This is a genomic window from Micromonospora sp. NPDC049230 (genome assembly GCF_040647875.1).
GTDB lineage: Bacteria > Actinomycetota > Actinomycetes > Mycobacteriales > Micromonosporaceae > Micromonospora.
This window is the reverse complement of record NZ_JBEZCZ010000075.1, coordinates 1-19,389: the sequence shown is the minus strand read 5'-3', so window position 1 is coordinate 19,389 and position 19,389 is coordinate 1. Positions and strand designations below refer to the sequence as shown.

Annotated in this window: 23 protein-coding genes and 1 pseudogene; 14 read left to right on the top strand and 10 right to left on the bottom strand. The window is 71.1% G+C overall.

Going from position 1 to position 19,389, the window contains the following annotated elements:
• Positions 1-48: 48 nt before the first annotated feature.
• Both AB0A95_RS34050 and AB0A95_RS34045 read left to right on the top strand, forming a co-directional pair.
• A pseudogene (locus tag AB0A95_RS34050) lies at positions 49-369 on the top strand (HD domain-containing protein); the annotation flags it as partial.
• Between the two features lie 66 nt (positions 370-435).
• Positions 436-636, top strand: coding sequence for a hypothetical protein (locus AB0A95_RS34045; protein WP_357559876.1), 201 nt, complete (start codon positions 436-438; stop codon positions 634-636).
• Between the two features lie 98 nt (positions 637-734).
• Here the strand turns inward: AB0A95_RS34045 and AB0A95_RS34040 are convergent, their stop codons facing one another.
• Positions 735-1,271 (bottom strand): NUDIX hydrolase, encoded by a 537-nt coding sequence (locus AB0A95_RS34040; RefSeq protein WP_357559874.1) that lies wholly within the window; start codon positions 1,269-1,271, stop codon positions 735-737.
• Positions 1,272-1,468: 197 nt separating this feature from the next.
• Here AB0A95_RS34040 and AB0A95_RS34035 point away from each other — a divergent pair, with 197 nt between their 5' ends.
• The 3 genes from AB0A95_RS34035 to AB0A95_RS34025 all read left to right on the top strand — a co-directional run bounded on the left by AB0A95_RS34035 (position 1,469) and on the right by AB0A95_RS34025 (position 4,249).
• Complete coding sequence (locus AB0A95_RS34035) at positions 1,469-2,779, top strand: helix-turn-helix transcriptional regulator (RefSeq protein ID WP_357559873.1); 1,311 nt, start codon at positions 1,469-1,471, stop codon at positions 2,777-2,779.
• Positions 2,780-2,928: 149 nt separating this feature from the next.
• On the top strand, positions 2,929-3,108 hold the full coding sequence (locus AB0A95_RS34030) for a hypothetical protein (RefSeq protein ID WP_357559872.1): 180 nt from the start codon (positions 2,929-2,931) through the stop codon (positions 3,106-3,108).
• Positions 3,095-4,249: a helix-turn-helix domain-containing protein gene (locus AB0A95_RS34025; RefSeq protein WP_357559871.1), complete on the top strand. Its 1,155-nt coding sequence runs from the start codon at positions 3,095-3,097 to the stop codon at positions 4,247-4,249. Before AB0A95_RS34030 ends, AB0A95_RS34025 begins: the two co-directional genes overlap by 14 nt.
• 164 nt (positions 4,250-4,413) lie before the next feature.
• Here the strand turns inward: AB0A95_RS34025 and AB0A95_RS34020 are convergent, their stop codons facing one another.
• Positions 4,414-5,280 carry a metallophosphoesterase gene (locus AB0A95_RS34020; protein WP_357559870.1) on the bottom strand — a complete coding sequence of 289 codons (867 nt, stop codon included), beginning with the start codon at positions 5,278-5,280 and terminating at the stop codon, positions 4,414-4,416.
• 138 nt (positions 5,281-5,418) lie between these two features.
• Between AB0A95_RS34020 and AB0A95_RS34015 the strand changes: the two genes are divergently transcribed.
• The gene (locus tag AB0A95_RS34015) at positions 5,419-6,270 is read left to right on the top strand and encodes an alpha/beta hydrolase (protein WP_357559869.1); all 852 of its coding nucleotides are present in this window, start codon (positions 5,419-5,421) and stop codon (positions 6,268-6,270) included.
• A gap of 89 nt (positions 6,271-6,359) precedes the next feature.
• Here AB0A95_RS34015 and AB0A95_RS34010 read toward each other — a convergent pair whose 3' ends face one another.
• Genes AB0A95_RS34010 through AB0A95_RS33985 form a run of 6 tightly spaced genes read right to left on the bottom strand, consistent with a single transcriptional unit; the run spans position 6,360 to position 11,976 of the window.
• On the bottom strand, positions 6,360-7,376 hold the full coding sequence (locus AB0A95_RS34010) for a methyltransferase (protein WP_357559868.1): 1,017 nt from the start codon (positions 7,374-7,376) through the stop codon (positions 6,360-6,362).
• 41 nt (positions 7,377-7,417) lie between these two features.
• The gene (locus tag AB0A95_RS34005; protein WP_357559867.1) at positions 7,418-8,047 is read right to left on the bottom strand and encodes a hypothetical protein; all 630 of its coding nucleotides are present in this window, start codon (positions 8,045-8,047) and stop codon (positions 7,418-7,420) included.
• Positions 8,044-9,450: a selenium-binding family protein gene (locus AB0A95_RS34000; protein ID WP_357559866.1), complete on the bottom strand. Its 1,407-nt coding sequence runs from the start codon at positions 9,448-9,450 to the stop codon at positions 8,044-8,046. The genes AB0A95_RS34005 and AB0A95_RS34000 overlap by 4 nt, the downstream gene beginning before the upstream one ends.
• Before the next feature lie 14 nt (positions 9,451-9,464).
• Positions 9,465-10,196, bottom strand: coding sequence for an ABC transporter ATP-binding protein (locus AB0A95_RS33995; protein ID WP_357559865.1), 732 nt, complete (start codon positions 10,194-10,196; stop codon positions 9,465-9,467).
• Positions 10,169-11,002, bottom strand: coding sequence for an ABC transporter permease (locus AB0A95_RS33990; protein WP_357559864.1), 834 nt, complete (start codon positions 11,000-11,002; stop codon positions 10,169-10,171). Before AB0A95_RS33990 ends, AB0A95_RS33995 begins: the two co-directional genes overlap by 28 nt.
• On the bottom strand, positions 10,999-11,976 hold the full coding sequence (locus AB0A95_RS33985) for an aliphatic sulfonate ABC transporter substrate-binding protein (RefSeq protein ID WP_357559863.1): 978 nt from the start codon (positions 11,974-11,976) through the stop codon (positions 10,999-11,001). Before AB0A95_RS33985 ends, AB0A95_RS33990 begins: the two co-directional genes overlap by 4 nt.
• 178 nt (positions 11,977-12,154) lie before the next feature.
• On the opposite strand from AB0A95_RS33985, the gene AB0A95_RS33980 reads away from it, so the two are divergent.
• Entirely contained in the window at positions 12,155-13,330 is a 1,176-nt protein-coding gene (locus AB0A95_RS33980; protein ID WP_357559862.1) for an LLM class flavin-dependent oxidoreductase, read from the top strand.
• A gap of 87 nt (positions 13,331-13,417) precedes the next feature.
• Here AB0A95_RS33980 and AB0A95_RS33975 read toward each other — a convergent pair whose 3' ends face one another.
• A complete protein-coding gene (locus AB0A95_RS33975; protein ID WP_357559861.1) occupies positions 13,418-13,759 on the bottom strand; it encodes a DUF1036 domain-containing protein in 342 nt (113 codons plus the stop codon).
• Positions 13,760-13,762: 3 nt separating this feature from the next.
• Positions 13,763-14,140 (bottom strand): hypothetical protein, encoded by a 378-nt coding sequence (locus tag AB0A95_RS33970; RefSeq protein ID WP_357559860.1) that lies wholly within the window; start codon positions 14,138-14,140, stop codon positions 13,763-13,765.
• A gap of 346 nt (positions 14,141-14,486) precedes the next feature.
• Between AB0A95_RS33970 and AB0A95_RS33965 the strand changes: the two genes are divergently transcribed.
• The 7 genes from AB0A95_RS33965 (at position 14,487) to AB0A95_RS33935 (ending at position 19,236) form a co-directional block, all read left to right on the top strand.
• Complete coding sequence (locus AB0A95_RS33965; protein ID WP_357559859.1) at positions 14,487-14,624, top strand: hypothetical protein; 138 nt, start codon at positions 14,487-14,489, stop codon at positions 14,622-14,624.
• A gap of 91 nt (positions 14,625-14,715) precedes the next feature.
• On the top strand, positions 14,716-15,018 hold the full coding sequence (locus AB0A95_RS33960; protein ID WP_357559858.1) for an urease subunit gamma: 303 nt from the start codon (positions 14,716-14,718) through the stop codon (positions 15,016-15,018).
• Positions 15,015-15,350 (top strand): urease subunit beta, encoded by a 336-nt coding sequence (locus AB0A95_RS33955; protein ID WP_357559857.1) that lies wholly within the window; start codon positions 15,015-15,017, stop codon positions 15,348-15,350. Before AB0A95_RS33960 ends, AB0A95_RS33955 begins: the two co-directional genes overlap by 4 nt.
• On the top strand, positions 15,347-17,050 hold the full coding sequence (locus AB0A95_RS33950; protein ID WP_357559856.1) for an urease subunit alpha: 1,704 nt from the start codon (positions 15,347-15,349) through the stop codon (positions 17,048-17,050). The genes AB0A95_RS33955 and AB0A95_RS33950 overlap by 4 nt, the downstream gene beginning before the upstream one ends.
• Entirely contained in the window at positions 17,050-17,748 is a 699-nt protein-coding gene (locus AB0A95_RS33945; protein ID WP_357559855.1) for an urease accessory UreF family protein, read from the top strand. The genes AB0A95_RS33950 and AB0A95_RS33945 overlap by 1 nt, the downstream gene beginning before the upstream one ends.
• 19 nt (positions 17,749-17,767) lie before the next feature.
• Complete coding sequence (gene ureG / locus AB0A95_RS33940) at positions 17,768-18,520, top strand: urease accessory protein UreG (protein ID WP_357559875.1); 753 nt, start codon at positions 17,768-17,770, stop codon at positions 18,518-18,520.
• Positions 18,520-19,236, top strand: a complete 717-nt coding sequence (locus AB0A95_RS33935; protein ID WP_357559854.1) for an urease accessory protein UreD — start codon at positions 18,520-18,522, stop codon at positions 19,234-19,236. The genes ureG and AB0A95_RS33935 overlap by 1 nt, the downstream gene beginning before the upstream one ends.
• The last annotated feature ends 153 nt before the right edge of the window (positions 19,237-19,389 follow it).

Sequence of the window (19,389 nt, the reverse complement as noted above, 5' to 3'; positions counted from 1 at the left end):
TTCGGGGTAGGACGTCGCAATCCACACCGAACCCGAAGGCCCTCACCTATTTCAAGATCTCCCCGTCACCAACGTCCGTGGTCAGTACAGCTAGCTGACCGAGCCGCGCTGACTGCTCGGGATCACCTCGCCGCCACGCTTTCCCGTCGCTGGCGGCATGTCCAGGCGGTAGCCGCCAAGGCTGAGCACCTCCGCTGCCTGACAGGAGGAGACGGAGACATTCTGGTCGCTTCTGCTTGGCTACACGATATTGGTTACGCGCCAGAATTGGTGGACACTGGCTTCCACTCTCTGGACGGAGCGCGGTGGCTGCTGCGGAACGGATTCGGCCTTCGGCTAGCGGCACTGGTGGCGCATCACTCCTGTGCCTCATACGAGGCTGAAGAACGCGGCTTGGGCGAGGCATTGGCCGAGGAGTTCCCTCGCGAGAAGTCCGTGAGTTCTGATGCTCTCTGGTACGCGGATATGACGACCGGCCCCAACGGTCAGGACTTCACCGTCATGGAGCGGCTGGCTGAGATCCGCGAACGGTACGGCCCGGATGACCTGGTGACGCGCTTCTGGAAGAAGGCCGAGCCAGCTCTCATCGAGGCTGTGCGACGGACGCAGGCCCGCGCCGCGACTCAGCCGATGTAGGGGCTCGCCGCCGCACGGTGGAGGCTGCGGCTGGCGAACCTTGGTCGAGCGTCTGAGCTGGTGGGTGACGGATGAGTCGACCTGTATGGGGACTGTCGTCACGCAGTCTGGGGCCGAGGCCCTGCTTCGTGTTCTGCTCCGTCAACGGACGGCAGCGGAACGACTGATCCGCCAGCAAGGTACAGCGGGGCGGCTAGATCACGAGCGCTCATCGCCGCATGAACTCGTGTGGCGACGTTGCTGGGAAGACGCTGCTCGGCCTCTCGGGGCGAGAAGAAGGCGACGTCCTCCAACTCCTGTCCCGGCAGAGCGACGCCATCGAGGCTGTCGACCGACCCGCAGTCAAACGTGAAGCTGATGATCGCGCATGGCCGCTGCCCGGCGGGCGGTGCCCAGTCGACCACGAGAAGGCTGCCCACGGCCGCCGAGATCCCCAACTCCTCTCGGATCTCACGGGCGCAAGCATCATGTGGGTATTCGTCCTCGTCGACGTAACCGCCAGGGAAGGCCCAGTGGTCGCGGTACGTGGGCTTGACGAGCAGCACGTTGCGTTCGGGGTCGGTGATGAGGGCCGCAGCGGCGGCGTAGAAGGAAGGCAGGTTGGCGTACCAGGTGGCGGGCTCCGTCCAGGTCACCTCGGTGACGCTAGCGGACTCAGACGGGGCTTCCGCACTACGCGGCTGTTGGCGTGGCTGGCGTGCTTTGGAGACAGCTGGAAGGTTTGATGAATCCGGACGGCACCTCATGCGCGTTCGGGAATGGTCGATGTACTGTCCGCAGCGGCGATGGCCGGTAACGGTGGTCGCTTACCGCAGCCCCAGCGGGAGCAATGATGTCCGAATCTGCTTCGCCTTTCGCTGAACGGCTCAGGACTCTGATCAAGAGTCGGGGAGTCAGCTATCGTGCGCTGGCTGGAAAGACCTTCTACAGCAAGAGCTATCTCCACGACCTCGCCTGCGGTCGAAAGACGCCGACCTTGAACACGGCGCACCGTTTGGACGCTGCTTTGGAGGCGGGCGGGATGCTGGCTGCGCTTGCCCTGGCCCCCGGCGCCGAGGAGGGGTCGGCGGTCACCTATGGGTTGCGGTGCGATGCCGAACAGCTCGCCGACCTGCTCGTCACGCAGACGCCCAACCCGGAGAACGCGGCCGAGCTGGCACATCAATGGCTGATCGCGGAGCCACCGCAGCGATATGAACTGAGCGCGGGCCGCCGCGTCGGAGACGAGACGGTGGCTCGCGTCGAAGGTCGGGTTCGCCAGCTTCGACGGTTGGACGACCACGTCGGTGGTGCAGAGACCTACACGATGGTCTCCGCCGAGCTGGCCGCCACCGCTGACCTGCTCCGCGAGGGCAGCTATCGGGAAGCGGTAAATCGGAGGCTGCTCGTCGCCATCGCTGACCTCTGTCAGTTGGCGGGTTTCGTCGCCGAGGATTCCGGCCGGGTCACTGAGGCTCGTCGGCACTATCTGACTGGGATGCGGGCCGCGCACGCTGGTGGCGACACTGCCAGCGCCGCCAACTGCCTCAGCAGCCTGTCCTACCTAGAGGCGAATCTCGGTGACAGGCGGTCTGCCATCACCTTGGCAAGGTCGGCGTACGTCGGTGGTCGACATGCGGCAGAGGCCACCGGCCAAGCCCTGCTGCTGGAGCGGGTCGCCTGGGCGCACGCACGTCTGGGTGAGGCGACCCTTGCCGAACGAGCACTGGGAGACGTTCAGCAGATTTATGAACACTCCGACTTGGACGACGCTCCCTCGTGGGCGTACTGGCTGACCCACGACGAGGTTGAGGTCATGGCCGGGCGCGTGTGGACCGAGTTGCGACGGCCGCTGCGGGCGGTGCCCATCTTGGAGGGCGCGATCGTCCGTTACGGCGAGGACTCCCCACGCGAGACCTCCTTGTATCTCAGTTGGCTCACCGAGGCCCTGTTGCAGGCCGGGGAGCTTGAGCACGCGGTGGTCGCCGCGGGTCGCTCGATGGATCTGGCGCGCTCGGCGCGGTCACAGCGTGCGGTTGACCGCATCGCTGAACTGCGTCGCATGATGGCCGCCGCTGAGGACAGGACGGGCGCCGCAGACAAGTTCCCGAAGGTGTCCGCCGACCTGTCCGCCGCCGCTGGCGGACAGGTCGGCGGACAGTAGCGGACGCGATTCCTCTGGATCGCGGCTGATGATCGTTACAGGCTGTCGCCTGGGCGTCGCTGAATGACCCGCTTTGGAGGTCATGGCGTGCCGGGCGTGACGGCCAGCCCTGTTACGTGCACGTCGCGCCCCGATCTGTGAGGTGGGGGATGAGCGGCACACGAACTGGGCGAGGCGACGAGCCGGCAAGCAAGGGTGAAGAGTCGGACGCGGTCGAGCGTGAGGCGGCCAAACAGCGACTCCTGGCGCAGGCGGAGGCGGAGCGCGTACCGGTGGAGGACACGACCCGTGCGGTCCCGGACCGGCGGTGGCGGCGTGACAAGCGATGACCTGCCGATCGGCCGCCGGGTCGCCCGCTGGCGGGTACGGCGCTCGATGACGCAGCAGCAGCTCGCCGACCGGCTCCGTAAGTCGAAGAGCTGGGTCGACAAGGTCGAGCGGGGTGTGCGCGCCCTGGACCGGTACTCGGTGATCCACGAAGTGGCCGAGGTGCTTCGGGTCGATCCGGAGGTGCTGCTCGGCCAGCAGCCGCAGCGGACACCGGTCGGCGCTCTCGACGGGGTGGACGACATCCGGGCCGCTCTCGCCCGCTACGACACGCCGGAAGCCACCCGGCAGGCGACGGAAGAGGCGAGGAGGCAGGTCGGGCATGCCTGGTTGACCTACCAGCATGCGCACTACGCGCAGTTGGTGCGGGTGTTGCCGGGTCTGCTCGATGTCGTGCAGGGCGTGCGGGCACCGGAGTTGCGGGTGCAGACGTACCGGATCACTTCAGCATTGCTGGTCAAGCTGGGTGAGGCCGACCTCGGGTGGCTGAGCGCCGACCGGGCGATGGCAGTGGCGGGTGACGATCCGGCGCTCGCGGCGACGGCGGCCGTGTCGGTAGCGCAGGCGTTGCGCGCGTCGGACCGCGACCGTCTCGCCCTGGCCGCGACGCTCGCCGCCGCGAACCGCATCAGGCCGCAACGGTCACCGGGGGAGTGGGCCCTGGGCGGGACGCTGCTGCTCCAGGCGGCCCTGGCCGCCGCCGGCTGCGGCGAGCACCACCGCGCCGACGAGCTGACCGACCGGGCCGCGGGCGTCGCCGCCAACCTTCGGGGGTACGACGATGAGCACCGCACCAGCTTCGGGCCGGTTGCCGTCGACCTGGCGCGGGTGCTGGTGGCGGCGCGACGGGGTGACGCCGACGAGGCGGTGCATCGACATGTGCGCGTCGTTCGGCGGGAGACGTGGCGACGGCTGCCGGCCGAGCATCGCGGCGCCTACCTGCTCGACGCCGCGCGGGCGTACCTGCAACAGGGTGACCTGCGTGGCGCGGCACGCGCCATTGTCGACGCGGACAGTGTCGCGCCCGCCGAGGTCCGGTGCCGGCCCTTGGCGCGTACCCTCATCGCCGATGTCGCCCGCGCGAAGCCGGCGCCGGCCGGCGTGACGCGACTGGCGACGTTGGTCGGCCTCACCCGGCCCTGAGTAGCCGGATCAGCCTCCCACCCGTTGGGAACGCGCTGATGATCGACTCGGTTTTGGTGAACTCGCGGTGTCCGAGCCGCCGGGACACCACGAGTTCCTGAAAACCGAGTCGATCTTGGGCCGCGCGCCGACCGCGTGTCGGCGTGGCGCGACGGTGGTCGGTCCTACCCGGGGACGGACGTGCGTTGGCGTAGGTCCTCAGCGGGGTCGATGGTGCGCACGGGGTTGGGGACCGGGCCGCGCCGTCGCCACTCGCGCGGGTAGCCCAGCGAGACCTCCTCGAACCGCACCCCGTCGTGAAACGTCGTGCGGGGAATGTGCAGGTGCCCGTAGACCATCGTGGCCGCGCCGAAACGCTGGTGCCAGTCGCGGGTGCGGATGGTGCCGCACCACTGGGCGAACTCCGGGTACCGCAGGATGTCGGTGGGTTCGCGCACCAGTGGGTAGTGGTTGACCAGTACGGTCGGCAGGGCCGGGTCTCGGGCGGCCAGCCGGCGCTCGGTTTCGGTGACGCGGGCGTCGCACCACGCCTCCCGGCTCGGGTAGGGGTCGGGGTGCAGCATCGCCTCGTCCGTGCAGACCACCCCGGCCTTGTACGCCAGATCCAGCGACTCCTGTTTGGTGCGCGCCGCGGGCACCCGGAACGTGTAGTCGTAGAGCACGAAGAGCGGGGCGATCGTGGCGGGGCCGCCCGCGCCGTCCCAGACCGGGTAGGGGTCTTCCGGGGTGACGACCCCCAACTGTCGACACATGCGGACCAGTTCCTGGTAGCGCGCCTCGCCGCGGAGTCGCACCGGGTCGTCGGGCGGCGTCCACAGCTCGTGGTTACCCGGTGCCCAGACGACTTTCGCGAAGCGGGTGCTCAGCAGCGCGAGTGCCCACTCGACGTCGGCGTACCGCTCGGCCACGTCACCGGCGACGAGCAGCCAGTCGCCGGCGTGGTCGGGGTGTAGCTCCTGGACGAACGAGCGGTTCTCCGGGTAGGCGATGTGCAGGTCGCTGACGGCCCGTAGCCGGGGCGATTGGCTCACCCTCCGAGGCTAGGCCGTCGTGCCCGATCGGACCACCCCTGTCTGGCCCACCGGGGCTGGTGTGGTCGCCCGCATATCCGCCGACTCGCCGGGAAAGCCGTGACGTCCGACAGCCCGAAACCGGAGCAGGAGACAAACATGCCTTTCATCACCGTGGGGACGGAAAACTCCGCACCCATCGACCTGTACTACGAGGATCACGGATCCGGCAAGCCGGTGGTGCTGATCCACGGCTTCCCGTTCAACGGGGCGACCTGGGAGAAGGAAACCAAGGCGCTGCTCGACGCCGGATACCGGACGATCACCTACGATCGGCGCGGTTACGGCAACTCGGCGCAACCAGCCTTCGGGTACGACTACAACACGTTCGCCGCGGACCTGGACGTGCTGATGACCGAGCTGGACCTGAACGACGTGACCCTGGTGGGGCACTCGATGGGCACCGGTGAGGTGATCCGCTACCTGGGCAACTACGGTTCCCAGCGAGTGAGTCGGGCCGTGGTGCTCAGCCCGCTGCAACCCATGTTGGCCAAGGCCAGCGACAATCCGGAGGGTGTGGAGCGGAGCCTCTTCAAGGGCTTCCAGGACGCCATCATCAAGGATCGCTTCGCGTACCTGACGTCGTTCTGCGACGCGTTCTTCAACCCGGACCAGAACATGGGCAAGCGGGTCAGCGAGGAGGCGTACCGGGCGCACTGGCAGATCGGCGCCATGGCCTCCGGTAAGGCCACCCACGACAGTGTGGACGCCTGGCAGGAGGACTTCCGTCCGGACCTGCCGAAGATCGACATTCCGCTGCTGATCGTGCAGGGTGACCAGGATCGGGTGTTGCCCTACCCGGTGACCGGCCAGCGGCTGGCACCGATGATGCCGACCGGCAAGCTCATCACGCTCAAGGGCGCGCCGCACGGTATCCCGTGGACGCACGCCGACGAGGTCAACAAGGCGATCCTGGAGTTCATGAAGCAGCCGGCGAAGGCTCGCGCCTGACCCGTACCGGTAGCCGATCGGACGCCGGCGCCGTGCGGCGCCGCGACACCCGGCCCACGGTTCGCACCGGGGCCGGGTGTCGCCGGCGGTCAGGGCCGGCGGGCCACCACCGCGCCGTTGGCGCCCGGGGCGTCGATCGGCACGGTACGCACGTCGACGAAGCCGGCGTCGGCAAGCCACGTCCGGTATTCCGCACCCGAGTAGTTGCGCCCGCCCTCGGTCTCGACGAGCATGTTCATCCCCATCAGCGCCGCCTCCGGCGGCCCGGTGCGTTCGTCGTTGAGCAGCAGCTCACAGACGACGATCGCCCCACCGGGCGGCAGCGCCGCGTGGCAGCGGGCCAGCAGCGCCCGGTTGGTGGGCTCGTCCCAGTCGTGCAGGATCATGCTGAGCAGGATGACGTCGTGCCCGCTCGGCAGCGCCGGATCGACGAGGAAGTCACCGGCCACCGCGTCGATCCGCCCGGTCAGACCGGCCTCGGCGATCCGCTCGCGCGCCCGGACGCAGACGTGCGGCAGGTCCAGCACCGTCGCCCGCAGGTCGGGCAGGCGGCGGCAGAACTCGATCGGGAACGCGCCCGCCCCGCCGCCCACGTCGAGCAGGCGGCGATGCGCGGAGAAGTCGTACGCGTCGGCCAACGCGCTGGCGGTGAAGCTGGACGTGGAGAACATGGCGTCCCAGAACTGCGCCAGCATCTGCGGGTCCTCGGTGTCGAACATCGACTGCTGGGACTCCGGGTCCCAGGTCAACGGCCGATCGGTGCGCAGGGCCTCGCCGATGCGATGCCAGGGCAGGTAGGTGCGCAGGTCCGAGTAGCGCACCTGCGCGCCGAAGTAGTACGGGCGGCCCTCGACCAGGAACTGCTCGGCCAGCTCGGTGTTGCGGTAGCCGGCGCCGGCCTTCTCCAACAGGCCGAGTGAGGCGCTGGCGGCCAGCAACAGGTCCGCGGGCCGGTCGGGCAACCCGAACTCGGCGGAGACGTCCTCCACTGTCATCGTCCGCCCGCCGGCCAGCCGGGTGAACAGGCCGAGCTCGACGCCGACCGCGAGGGTCTTGAAGCCCCACACACCGGCCACCAGGCGCATGAGGGGAGTGGGAGTGGTCACGGAAACATCAGATCACAGGTCGGCTCCGTCCACGATGGTCGTTACGCCCGGAGGAGCGTCACCAGCCCGGCGGCGACAAGCACGCCGGCCCACAGCCGGTCGACGTTGAACCAGGCCCGACGCAGCACGCCGACCCCGAGCACCTGGTAGACCAGCATCGCCACGGCCAGGGCGACCCCGAGCATCGCCGCGGTGTGCACCCCCGCCGCGGCGAGCCCGGACAGCGCACCCACCGGTGCGGCGGCCAGGTGCCCGGAGTGGCCCCCGGGCACCGGCTCGGCCACCAGCACCGGCAACAGCATCAGCCCCGCGCCGTGCGCCGACGACATGAGAAACGACCAGCCGGCGAGCTGCGCCGAGGACAGTCGCATCCCCGCCCAGCGGAAGTGCCGCTCGGACAGCAGCCGCCACAGCCCGAAGGCGACGAGCAGCACGCCCCCGACCACCGCCAGGGCGGTGCTCGCCGTCACCGACCGGGTCGCGGTCACCAGCGCCGCGACGATGGCCACCGAGGCGAGATGCCCCGCCGCGATCGGCGGCAGCGACCGCAGCAGCGCCGTACGGTTGCGCTCCTGCAAGCCCCGGGCCACCGCGAACAGCCAACCCATCGCCGGGTTCAGACCGTGGAACGCGCCGAGCGCGGCGAGCGTCGCCAGGGTGGAGACGGTCACGGAAAGCAGTACGAGTCGGAGGACGCGTCCCCGCCCTGCAAGCGGGTCTGGTGCACCCGCAGCCCGCGGAACTCCTCCCCGTGCGGGAAGAACCGCTCGTCCGGGGTGAGCCCACCGGCGTCGGTGTCGACATCGAGCTTCGCCAGCCAGGCACCCACCCCATCCGGGTAGAACTGGTCGTCCCACGCGCCGTAGAGCGAGTTGCTGACGTAGACGCGTCGGCCGTCCCGGCTGACCTCGACCATCTGCGGGCCGCCCGCGAGGGCCTCGTCCGGGGCGGACGGGTGGGCGGTGTGTCGGACGATGCCGCCGAGGTGCACCGAGCCGGTGTGCACCGGGTGCAGCGGGTCGCTGACGTCGTACTGGCGCAGCTCCCCGGTGCCCCAGCAGGAGACGTAGAGGAAGCGGTCGTCAACCGACAGGTCGATGTCGGTCACCAGTGGCGGCACCGCGCCGAACGGTTTGAGCAGGTCGGGCAGGTCCGCCGGGTCGGCCGGCTCGGCCGGGATGTCGATCACCTTGGTGACCGCCCAGGCGTCCCCGTCGCGGTGCCACAGCCAGACCGAGGCGGACAGGTCCTCCACACTGATCACCACACCGACGAACCCGTACGACTTCGTCGGGTCGTGCGCCGGGCGCAGCTCCAGCGGCATCTGGTACTGATCGCCCAGGTCGACCCGCTGCACGTGGCGACGTTTCGCGAGGTCCCAGAAGTGGATGGCGTGCCCGTAGCGGCGGCCCAGCAGCAACTCACCGACGATGCCGTCCTCGATCATCGACGGGGTGCCCCACTCGCTGGTGACGAGCACGTCCTGGGTCAGGTGCCACCACACGTCGTACGCCAGGAACTGCGGGCCCCGGTCGGCCTCCCACGCCCCGCGGACCTCGAACGTGGTGTGGTCCAGGATGGCGATGCCACCCGGCCCCTCCGCGCCGTCCGCGCCACCGAGGGCGGACAGGTAGATGCCGTCCGGCCCACAGTGCACGGTGTGCGGCCGGGAGTAGCCGGCCCGCTTGGCCAACTCCTCCGGCCCGATCACCTTGACGACCTGCGGCTGGCGTGGGTCGGGCTGGGTGTCGAGCACGTGGATGCGCGACGACCGCAGGCCGGGCACGATCAGGTAGCGCCGCTCGACGTGCGGGTGCGGTGCGGTCGGGCAGAGCGCGCTGCTGCACGCGTTCCAGCCGAAGTGGTGCAGCTCGTCGCCGAGGTGCGGCAGGTCGGTCCAGCCCACGACCCGACCGTAGTCGGCGGAGTCGGGGTCGGTGTCCAGCACCACGATGGCGTCCGGGCGGCTGGCCGTCCGGTCGAAGGCCGCCACGTAGGCCAGCTTCTCGGCCGGTGCGGTCACCGCCTCGCGGGGTGAGGGATAGAACGTGGGGTCGGGGGTCCAGCGGGTCATCGCAGCTCCGCTCGTCAGGTGGTGGGAACGCCGAGTCGGTCGAGCAGGTGCCGGCGCAGCGCGCCGAAGGCCGGGTCGTCCGGCGTACGGGTGGGGCCGAGGTCGACGGGCAGCTCCGCGACGATGCGGCAGTCGTCGAGGAGCAGGATCCGGTCGGCGAGCAGCAGTGCCTCCTCCACGTCGTGGGTGACCAGCAGGGCGGCGAAGCCGTGCTCGGCGCGCAGCCGGCGCAGCAGGACCTGCATCCGCAGTCGGGTCAGCGCGTCCAGGGCGCCGAACGGCTCGTCGAGCAGCAGCAGGTCTGGTTCGCGGACCAGGGCCCGCGCGACGGCGACCCGTTGCGCCTGCCCACCGGAGAGCTCGGCCGGCCAGGCACGGTCTCGTTCGGCGAGCCCGACCTCGGCCAGTGCCCGCTGGATCCGGCCGGAGGTGTCCGCTCCGGACAGCCCCAGCCCGACGTTGGGCGCCACCCGTTTCCAGGGCAGCAGCCGGTGCTCCTGGAAGACCACGGCGGCGGTGCCGTGCACGACGATCTCGCCGCTGGCCTCGCCGTCGAGCCCGGCGAGAATCCGCAGGAGGGTGCTCTTGCCGGAGCCGCTGCCGCCCAGCAGCGCCACCACCTCGCCCCGGGCGATGGTCAGGTCGACCCCGGCCAACACGACTGTCGGCCCGAACGCCCGGTGCACCGCGTGCGCGGTCAACACCGGCGTGGTGCCGGTCAGGTGGCCCGCAGTCCGCGACGCCATGTCAACATCCTCCTCTCCAGGACCCGCAACGCAAGGTCGGATATCAGCCCGAGCAGGGCGTAGACGAGCAGGCCGAGCACCACCACGTCGGTCTGGCTGAACTCCCGTGCCTCCATCATCAGAAAGCCGATCCCGGTCTGGGCGTTGACCTGCTCGCCGACGACAAGGCTGAGCCAGGCCGCGCCGATCGCCAGGCGCAGGCCGAGGAACAGGGAGGGCAGCGCGCCGGGCAGCACCACGTGCCGCAGCCGGGCGGCCTGCCCCAGTCCGCAGGTACGGGCGGCCTCCACCAGCCGCTCGTCGATGTCGCGGATGCCGGCGTAGGTGTTGAAGTAGATGGGGAAGAACGCGCCCAGCGCCACCAGGCTGATCTTGAGTGACTCGCCGATGCCGACCCAGATGATCAGCAACGGGACCAGGCCCAGGTGCGGCAGCATCCGGGCCATCTGCACTGGTGGGTCGACAAGGTCGTCGCCGAGGCGCAGCAGCCCCGCCACAGTGCCCAGGACCAGCGCCAGGACGCCGCCGATCAGCAGCCCCGCCCCGGCGCGGGTGAGGGAGTCCAGCAGGTGCACGAAGAGCGTCCCGTCCCGGGCCAGCCGCCAGCCGGTGGCCAGGACGTCACTGGGCGCGGGCAGCTTCTCCGGTGCCAGCAGCCCGGTCCGGGCGGCCAGCTCCCAGCCCAGGACCAGCGCCACCGGGCTGATCAGCCGCCGGTAGCGCCGGGCCACCCCTGGGTGCCGCGGCGCGGCGGGAGCGGCGGTCACCACCTCGCTGGGGGCCTCGGCGAGCGTCGTGCGGCTCACTGGAAGACCGCGCTGAATCGGTCGTCGACCCGGGACCGCAGGTCGACCGGGCCGGGAATGAGCTCCAGGTCGATGAAGCTGTCGGTGATCGCCTGAAGCTCGTCGCCGATCGCCGGGGTGACCGGGGCGAGGGGCCTGGCGCTGCGGGCCAGGGCGCGACCGGTGACGTCCTGCGGGATCTTCAGCTCCGGAGCGAGGGTGCTGGCCCGTTCCTCGGGGTGGGCGATGCCCCAGTCGGTCACCTCGCGGTAGCGCTGGAGGAACGCCCGGATCTCGTCCGACCGCTTGTCGACAGCGCCGGGAGCGGCCAGGACGTACTCGCGGTTGCTGGCCAGACCCGTCGCGTCCGCGAGCACCTGCACCCCCGGTTGCTCGGCAAGAGCGAAGTACGGGTCCCAGATCACCCAGGCGTCGATCTGCCCGCCGTCGAACGCGGGCCGCCCCTCGGCGGGTTTGAGGTACTTGACCTGGATGTCCTTCAGGGTCATGTTGTTCGCCTTGAGGAGCTGGACCAGCAGCCAGTGCACGTTGGAGCCCTTGTTGAGGGCGATCGTCCTGCCCTTCAGGTCGGCGAAGCTGCGGTAACCGCGATCGGCCTTGACCAGCACGGCCTCACCCTGCGGGATCGGCGCGGAGGTGCCGATGACGGAGAAGGGGATCTTCCCGGCCGCCGCGAAGACGGGCGGCGCCTCGCCGACCTGTCCGATGTCGATGGACCCGGCCTTGAGTGCCTCGGTGAGCGCCGGGCCACTCTCGAACAGCGCCCACTCCACATCCGGTGCCGCGCCGCGCGCCTTGACCAGACTGAGGCCGCCGAAGCGCTGGTACCCGATCCGGAGCTTGCCCTTGGTGCCGCCCGCGTCGGCGGTGCCGCCGCACGCGCTCACCGCGACGGTGGCGAGCAGCGCCACGGTGGTGAGCGCGGCCGTCAGGAGGCGGCGACGCGGGGGGCGGCTGGTAGACGGGGTGGGCATGGCGGCTCCTCGGGTCGGGCAGGCGGGGGTGGCGGCGCATCGACGGGTGGCGGCACCGAAAGTAGCCTACTAACCCGATAGGTTTTATGGGTAGGCTGTCGGCGCGATCGTCCCACCCCTCAGGAGGTGCCCGCCTCGCCGCGTGCGCCGACCGTCCCCGCTGGAGGAAAGAGCCGCGATGACCCTCACCTTCCACTGGTTCCTGCCCACCAACGGCGACAGCCGGGACATCGTCGGCGGCGGGCACGGCGTGCCGACCGGCGCCGCCGGGGGAGCCCGTCCGGCCAGCGTGGCGTACCTGGGGCAGATCGCCCGCACCGCCGAGCAGCTCGGGTTCGTCGGCGCGCTCACCCCGACCGGCGCCTGGTGCGAGGACGCCTGGCTGAGCACGGCGATGCTGACCGAGGTGACCGAGCGCCTCAAGTTCCTTGTCGCCTTCCGACCCGGCCTGACCTCACCCACCCTCGCCGCCCAGATGGCCTCGACCTTCCAACGGCTGTCGCGGGGCCGGCTGCTGCTCAACGTGGTCACCGGCGGCGAGTCGCAGGAGCAGCGCTCCTACGGTGACTTCCTGGACAAGGACTCCCGGTACGCGCGGGCCGACGAGTTCCTGCACGTGGTGCGCGCACTGTGGCGCGGCGAGACGGTCGACCACGCCGGCACCCACGTCCGCGTCGAGCGGGCGCGGCTGCACCGCCTGCCCGACCCGGTCCCGAGCGTCTACTTCGGTGGCTCCTCCGCCGCCGCGCTGCCGGTCGCGGTGCGGCACAGCGACGTCTACCTCACCTGGGGCGAGCCCCCGGCGCTGGTGGCCGACAAACTGGCGCGGGTCCGGGCACTGGCCGCCGACGCCGGGCGCGAGGTGCGCTTCGGCATCCGGCTGCACGTCATCGCCCGGGACGCCGCCGAGCAGGCCTGGGCGCAGGCCCGACGACTGCTCGACGGCATCGCCGAGGCCGACATCCGGGCGGTGCAGGACGGGCTGCGCCGCAGCGAGTCCGAGGGACAGCGCCGGATGCTCGACCTGCACGGCGGGTCCCGCGACGGCCTGGAGGTCGCACCCAACCTGTGGGCCGGCGTCGGGCTGGTCCGTGGCGGGGCCGGCACCGCGCTGGTGGGCAGCCACACCGAGGTCGCCGACCGGATCGCCGAATACCACGCGCTCGGCATCGACGAGTTCATCCTCTCCGGCTACCCGCACCTGGAGGAGGCGTACTGGTTCGGGGAGGGCGTGCTGCCGATCCTGCGCGACCGCGGCCTGTGGCGACACCCCGACGGACCGCCCGGCGTGGCGGAGAACATCGACGTGCCGTTCGCCGCGATGCCCACGCCGCAGCCGGCCGCGGCCCACTGACCGGCCGGCCCGATCGCCGACCGACCCGTGACCTCTGCCGTCACGGCCACATCCACGCCCTGATCGGGCCCGAGCGGGAGTGGCGGCTCACGGTACGAGATTGACCGTGTGCTTGTCGCTGGGTATGTAGACCTCGCGGAGCCCGACGACCCGCGAGTTGGTACTGCCGGTATTCGAGCACCAGCTGAAGGCGGTCTGCGGGACGTAGATGGGTCCGTACTGGCCGGTCCACACCGTGCCGTCGGCGGCCTCGGCATAGTAGTAGGCGTAGCGATTGTTGGTGTTCAGCACGTACGCCTGGCCGCCGTTGTCAATGGTCCACCAGCCCCGGGTCCCCCACGAGGAGCCGTCGGAGTTGCAGCCGGTGTCGTAGTACATGATCGCGACCCAGATCCGAGGGCCGTAGCTGTTGCGGAAATGCAGCTGCATCGCTCAGCCCTCCACGGTCCACGGCGCCGGGCGGCGGCTCAGCGGGGTGTTGATGATGCGGCTGTGGTTGGGGGCGAGACGGGCCCCGGAGGCGGTGGCGGGCGCGGGCCCCGTCGCCTGGCCCGGCCGGACGTTGGTAATGCTCCCGGTGCGGGCCCGGTTCGCCTGCTGGGGGGCGATCCCCGGTGCCGGCGGGGCGCCGAAGCCGCCCGGCGCGTCCGGGGCAGCCGGCGCACTGGTGTCGTTGGCTGACGCGCCGGCACCGACCGCGGCGATGCCGGCGGCGGTCAGGCCGAGCACGCCGCCGATGCGTAGGAGTACGCGCCTGGTGAACGACGCGTCGGCGGGATCGGGTGGATTAGGATACGGGGAATCAGGCATAAGTCGGTCCCTTTCTGGCTGCCTTCTCCTGCGGGGCGGATCCGGCCGTTTCGGGCGGTCGTTGATCCGACAGGCGAAAATGATATCGGCGCTTCCGGATCGAGAGTATGACGCCTGTTATGAGCCGGTCCAGAGTCTGGAAGAAAGGGCACAACCCGAAAAATCGCGAATGACTATGCTGAATGCCTCAGCCAATTTTCCAACTGTCTGAAATTGGCCTCTCACATCGTGCGCATGCTCGCCGATCAAGGGCAGGGGCAGTCGTTCAAGACGCTCGACCGCGCGTAGTGCCTCGCGTCGGTGCTTGGCCCGGACGGCGATCCGTGCCGGACTGTTGCCTCGGCCGGTGGCGATCCTCTACGGTCTGCTCAGCGGTGGGCGGTGCGGTCCGCATCCGACCGGACACCGCCGGATGCCCGTTGCGCGGGCCGGGATGGTGGAGTCCCGGATCACCCCGTCGGCGGTGGCTCCGGCGGTCCTGTGACTCCAGCTCGTACCCCGGGCAGTGCTGCCCGGCGCGGCTCCGTGCGGAGCCGACGACGAGCCGGGCACGCCGATCCCACCGGGAGAAGCCCGTGTTCCTCAGCCCGCACGAGCAGGATCGTCTGCTCGTCCACGTCGCGGCCGACGTCGCCCGCCGCCGCCGCGAGCGCGGCCTGCGCCTCAACTATCCCGAAGCGGTCGCGCTGATCACCGCGTTCCTGCTGGAAGGCGCCCGCGACGGCCGGTCGGTGGTCGACCTCATGTCGACGGGCCGGACCGTGCTCAGCCGGGACGACGTCCAGGACGGCATCCCCGAGCTGCTGAGGGAGGTGCAGGTGGAGGCGACGTTCCCGGACGGCACCAAGTTGGTGACTGTGCACCACCCAATCCCGTGATCCCGGGAGAGATCCTGCCGGCCGCCGGCCCGGTCGAGATCAACGCGGGTCGTCCGGTGACCACGGTGCTCGTGGTCAACACCGCCGACCGGCCGGTGCAGGTGGGCTCGCACTACCACTTCGCCGAGTCCAACCCGGCGTTGGCGTTCGACAGGCACGCCGCCTGGGGGCAACGGCTCGCCGTGCCGGCGGGCACCTCGGTCCGGTTCGAGCCGGGCATCAGCCGCAGCGTGGACCTCGTCCCGTTCGGGGGAGCGCGCGTCGTGCCGGGCCTGCGCGGAGAGTGCGCCGGGCCGCTGGACCCGCCGCCGGCCGACGGGTCACCGCGGTGAGCGCCGTGCGGCGGGACCGCTACATCGACCTGTACGGGCCCACCACCGGTGACCGGATCCGGCTGGCCGACACCAACCTGTTGATCGAGGTGGAGACCGACCACTGCGTGGGCGGTGACGAGGCGGTCTTCGGCGGCGGGAAGGTGATCCGCGAGTCGATGGGCCAGTCCCGTGCGACCCGCGCCGAGGGGGCGCTGGACACCGTCATCACCGGTGCCGTGGTGCTCGACCACTGGGGTGTGATCAAGGCCGACGTGGGTCTGCGCGACGGTCGGATCGTGGCGCTCGGCCGGGCCGGCAACCCGGACACCATGCCCGGCGTCCACCCCGACCTGGTCATCGGCCCGGCCACCGAGGTGATCGCCGGCAACGGGCGGATCCTCACCGCCGGCGCGGTGGACACCCACGTGCACTTCATCTGCCCGCAGATCGTCACCGAGGCGTTGGCCAGTGGCATCACCACGATGGTCGGCGGCGGCACCGGGCCCGCCGAGGGGACCCGGGCCACCACCGTCACCCCGAACGCCTGGCACCTGGCCCGGATGCACGAGGCCCTGGACACGCTGCCGGTCAACGTGCTGCTGCTCGGCAAGGGCAACACCGTCTCCACCGAGGCGCTCTGGGAGCAGTTGCGGGCCGGCGCGGGCGGTTTCAAACTGCACGAGGACTGGGGCACCACACCGGCGGCGATCGACGCCTGCCTGCGGGTGGCCGACGCGTCCGGGGTCCAGGTGTCGATCCACACCGACACGCTCAACGAGGCCGGTTTCGTCGCCGACACCCTGCGCGCGATCGGCGGCCGGGCCATCCACTCGTACCACACCGAGGGCGCCGGCGGCGGGCACGCACCGGACATCATCACGGTGGCCGGTGAGCCGAACGTGTTGCCGTCCTCGACGAACCCGACCCGGCCGTACACCGCCAACACCCTCGCCGAGCACCTGGACATGTTGATGGTCTGCCACCATCTCAACCCGTCGGTGCCGGAGGACCTGGCCTTCGCCGAGAGCCGGATCCGACCGTCCACGATGGCCGCCGAGGATCTGCTGCACGACCTCGGCGCGATCTCCATCATCGGCTCCGACGCGCAGGCGATGGGCCGGGTCGGCGAGGTGATCATGCGGACCTGGCAGAGCGCGCACGTGATGAAGGACCGGGTCGGCGCACTGCCGGGTGACGGCGCCGCCGACAATCACCGGGCCCGACGGTACGTCGCGAAGTACACCATCTGCGCCGCCATGGCCAACGGGTTGGACGACGAGGTCGGCTCGGTCGAGCCGGGCAAGCTCGCCGACCTGGTGCTCTGGGACCCGGCGTTCTTCGGCGTACGACCGCACCTGGTGCTCAAGGGCGGCATGATCGCGTACGCCCAGATGGGTGACGCCAACGCGTCGATCCCCACGCCGCAGCCGATGTTGCCGCGGCCGATGTTCGGGGCGTACGGCGCGGCGGCCGCCGCCACCAGCCTGGCCTTCGTGGCGCCGGCGGCCCTGGACGCGGGGCTCCGCCTCGACGTGCGACGGCGGGTGGTGCCGGTGCGCGACGTGCGGTCGCGGGGCAAGGCCGACCTGCCCGAGAACAACGCGATGCCGCGCATCGCCGTGGATCCGGACACGTTCACGGTACGGATCGACGGGCAGGTGGTGGAGCCGGACCCGGTGACCCGGCTGCCGATGGCCCAGCGGTACTTCCTGTTCTGATGGCGACACCGAGCATGCTGCTGCTGTTGGCCGACGGACGCTTCCCGGCCGGGGCGCACGCGCACTCCGGCGGTCTGGAGGCGGCCGTCGCCGCGGGCCGGGTCACCGACCTGACCTCGTTGGAGGCGTTCCTGGCCGGACGGTTGGCCACCGCCGGTCTGGTCGGCGCGGCCTTCGCGGCGGCCGCACACCGGGCAGCGCAGCCCGAAATCGCCGACGTGGCCGCTCGGTCGGGCATACTCGCCCAGCTCGACGGGGAGCTGGACGCGCGTACCGCCTCACCGACCCTGCGGGCGGTCTCCCGCCGGCAGGGCCGGGCGCTGCTGCGTGCCGGACGGGCCATCTGGCCGGATGCCCCGTTCGGCGACCTGCCCGCGACGCCGGGCGGCGCACACCAACCACTGGTGCTGGGGCTGCTCTGTGCGGCGGCCGGGCTGTCCCGTCTCGAAACCGCCACGGTCGCCGCCTACGGGACGCTGACCGGGGCGGCAAGCGCCGGTGTACGGCTGCTCGGTCTCGACCCGTACCAGGTCCAAGCCCTGCTTGTCGGTCTTGCCGACGCCTGTGACGGCACGGCCGCCGAGGCGGCGCGGGCCGCCGACGATTCACCGGAGCGGCTGCCGGCCGCTGCCGCTCCACTCGCCGACATCCATGCCGAAATCCATGCCACCTGGGAGGTGCGTCTCTTTGCGTCCTGAGACTGTTGTGCCGAGCGCTGTGCCCGCCGTCGAGCCGACCACGCCGCCGGCCGACCCGTTCCACGACGAGAACGTCCCGCACACCCATCCCGAACCGGGGGTCGACCCGCACCCGCCGCTGGCCCGGGCGGGTCGCGCCCTGCGGGTCGGCATCGGCGGCCCGGTCGGGTCCGGCAAGACGGCCCTGGTGGCCGCGCTGTGCCGTGCCTTCGCCGACGAGCTGCGGCTCGGCGTGGTGACGAACGACATCTACACGACCGAGGACGCCGACTTCCTCCGGCGGGCCGGAGTGCTGGATCCGGCCCGGATCCGCGCGGTGGAGACGGGCTGCTGCCCGCACACGGCCATCCGCGACGACATCGGCGCCAACCTGGACGCGGTGGACGAGTTGGCCGACGCGGTCGGCCCGTTGGATCTGGTCCTGGTGGAGAGCGGTGGGGACAACCTGACCGCGACGTTCAGTCGGGGGCTCGTCGACCGGCAGATCTTCGTTGTCGACGTGGCCGGAGGGGACAAGGTGCCGCGCAAGGGCGGGCCCGGCGTCACCGCCGCCGACCTCCTCGTGATCAACAAGACCGACCTGGCGCCGATGGTGGGGGCCGACCTGGCCGTGATGGATCGCGACGCGCGAGCCCGACGGGGCGACCTCCCGACCGTCTTCCTGTCCATCGTGGGAGACCCGACGGCGAGCCGCGTCGCCGCCTGGATCCGGCACGAGCTGGCCCACCACGCCACCGCGCACCCCCTCGCCGTACCGGTCGGCCCGGCCTGATGCGAGCGCTCGCCCGGCTGGTCGCCCGGGCCGACGGTCGAGGCGGGACGGTGTTCGTGGAGGTGCACGGCGAAACGCCACTGCTGCTGCGCCAGACCCCGACCGACGCTGGCGTCGCCACAGTGCACCTCGTCGGCGGGGCGGCCGGCCCGATCGCAGGGGACGACCTGCGGCTGGAGATCGAGGTGGGACCGGGCGCGGCGGTCCGGGTGCACACCGTGGCCGCGTCGATCGCCCTGCCGGGCCGGCCGGGGGCGGTGTCCCGGATGGCGGTGCGGGCGGTGGTGCGTACCGGGGCCACGTTGCACTGGCTTCCCGAACAGTTGGTCGCCGCGGCCGGCTGCGCGCACCTCGCCGAGTCGCGGATCGACCTGGCCGCCGGGGCGAGCCTGCGCTGGCGCGACGAGCTGATCTGCGGCCGGTACGGCGAGACGCCCGGCGGGGCGGTCGTGCACACCCAGGTCGACTACGCGGGCCGGCCGTTGCTGCGGCAGTCCCTGGCGGTGGGACCGCAGGCACCCGGCTGGGCCGGGCCCGCCGTGCTCGACGGCGCGCCGGCCACCGGTTCGCTGCTGGTGGTCGACCCGTCGCGACCCACCGCACCCCCGGCCGCCGAGGGCAGTGTCGCCCGGCTGCCGTTGGCCGGCGGTCCGGCGACACTGTGGACCGCCACCGCTCCGGACGCGCACACCCTGCGCGCCCACCTGACCGTCTAGGGAGCCGCTGCCGGGCCGTGTGCTGCCACCACCGAGGCCGCCGCCGAGGCCCGGTCGGTGCAGAGAACGACGGTGCCGGACCGGCGGGAACTCTGGAGAGGGGGTATGCATTTATTGATAAATATTAATAACATGGCAGCACCTCTAGGTGGG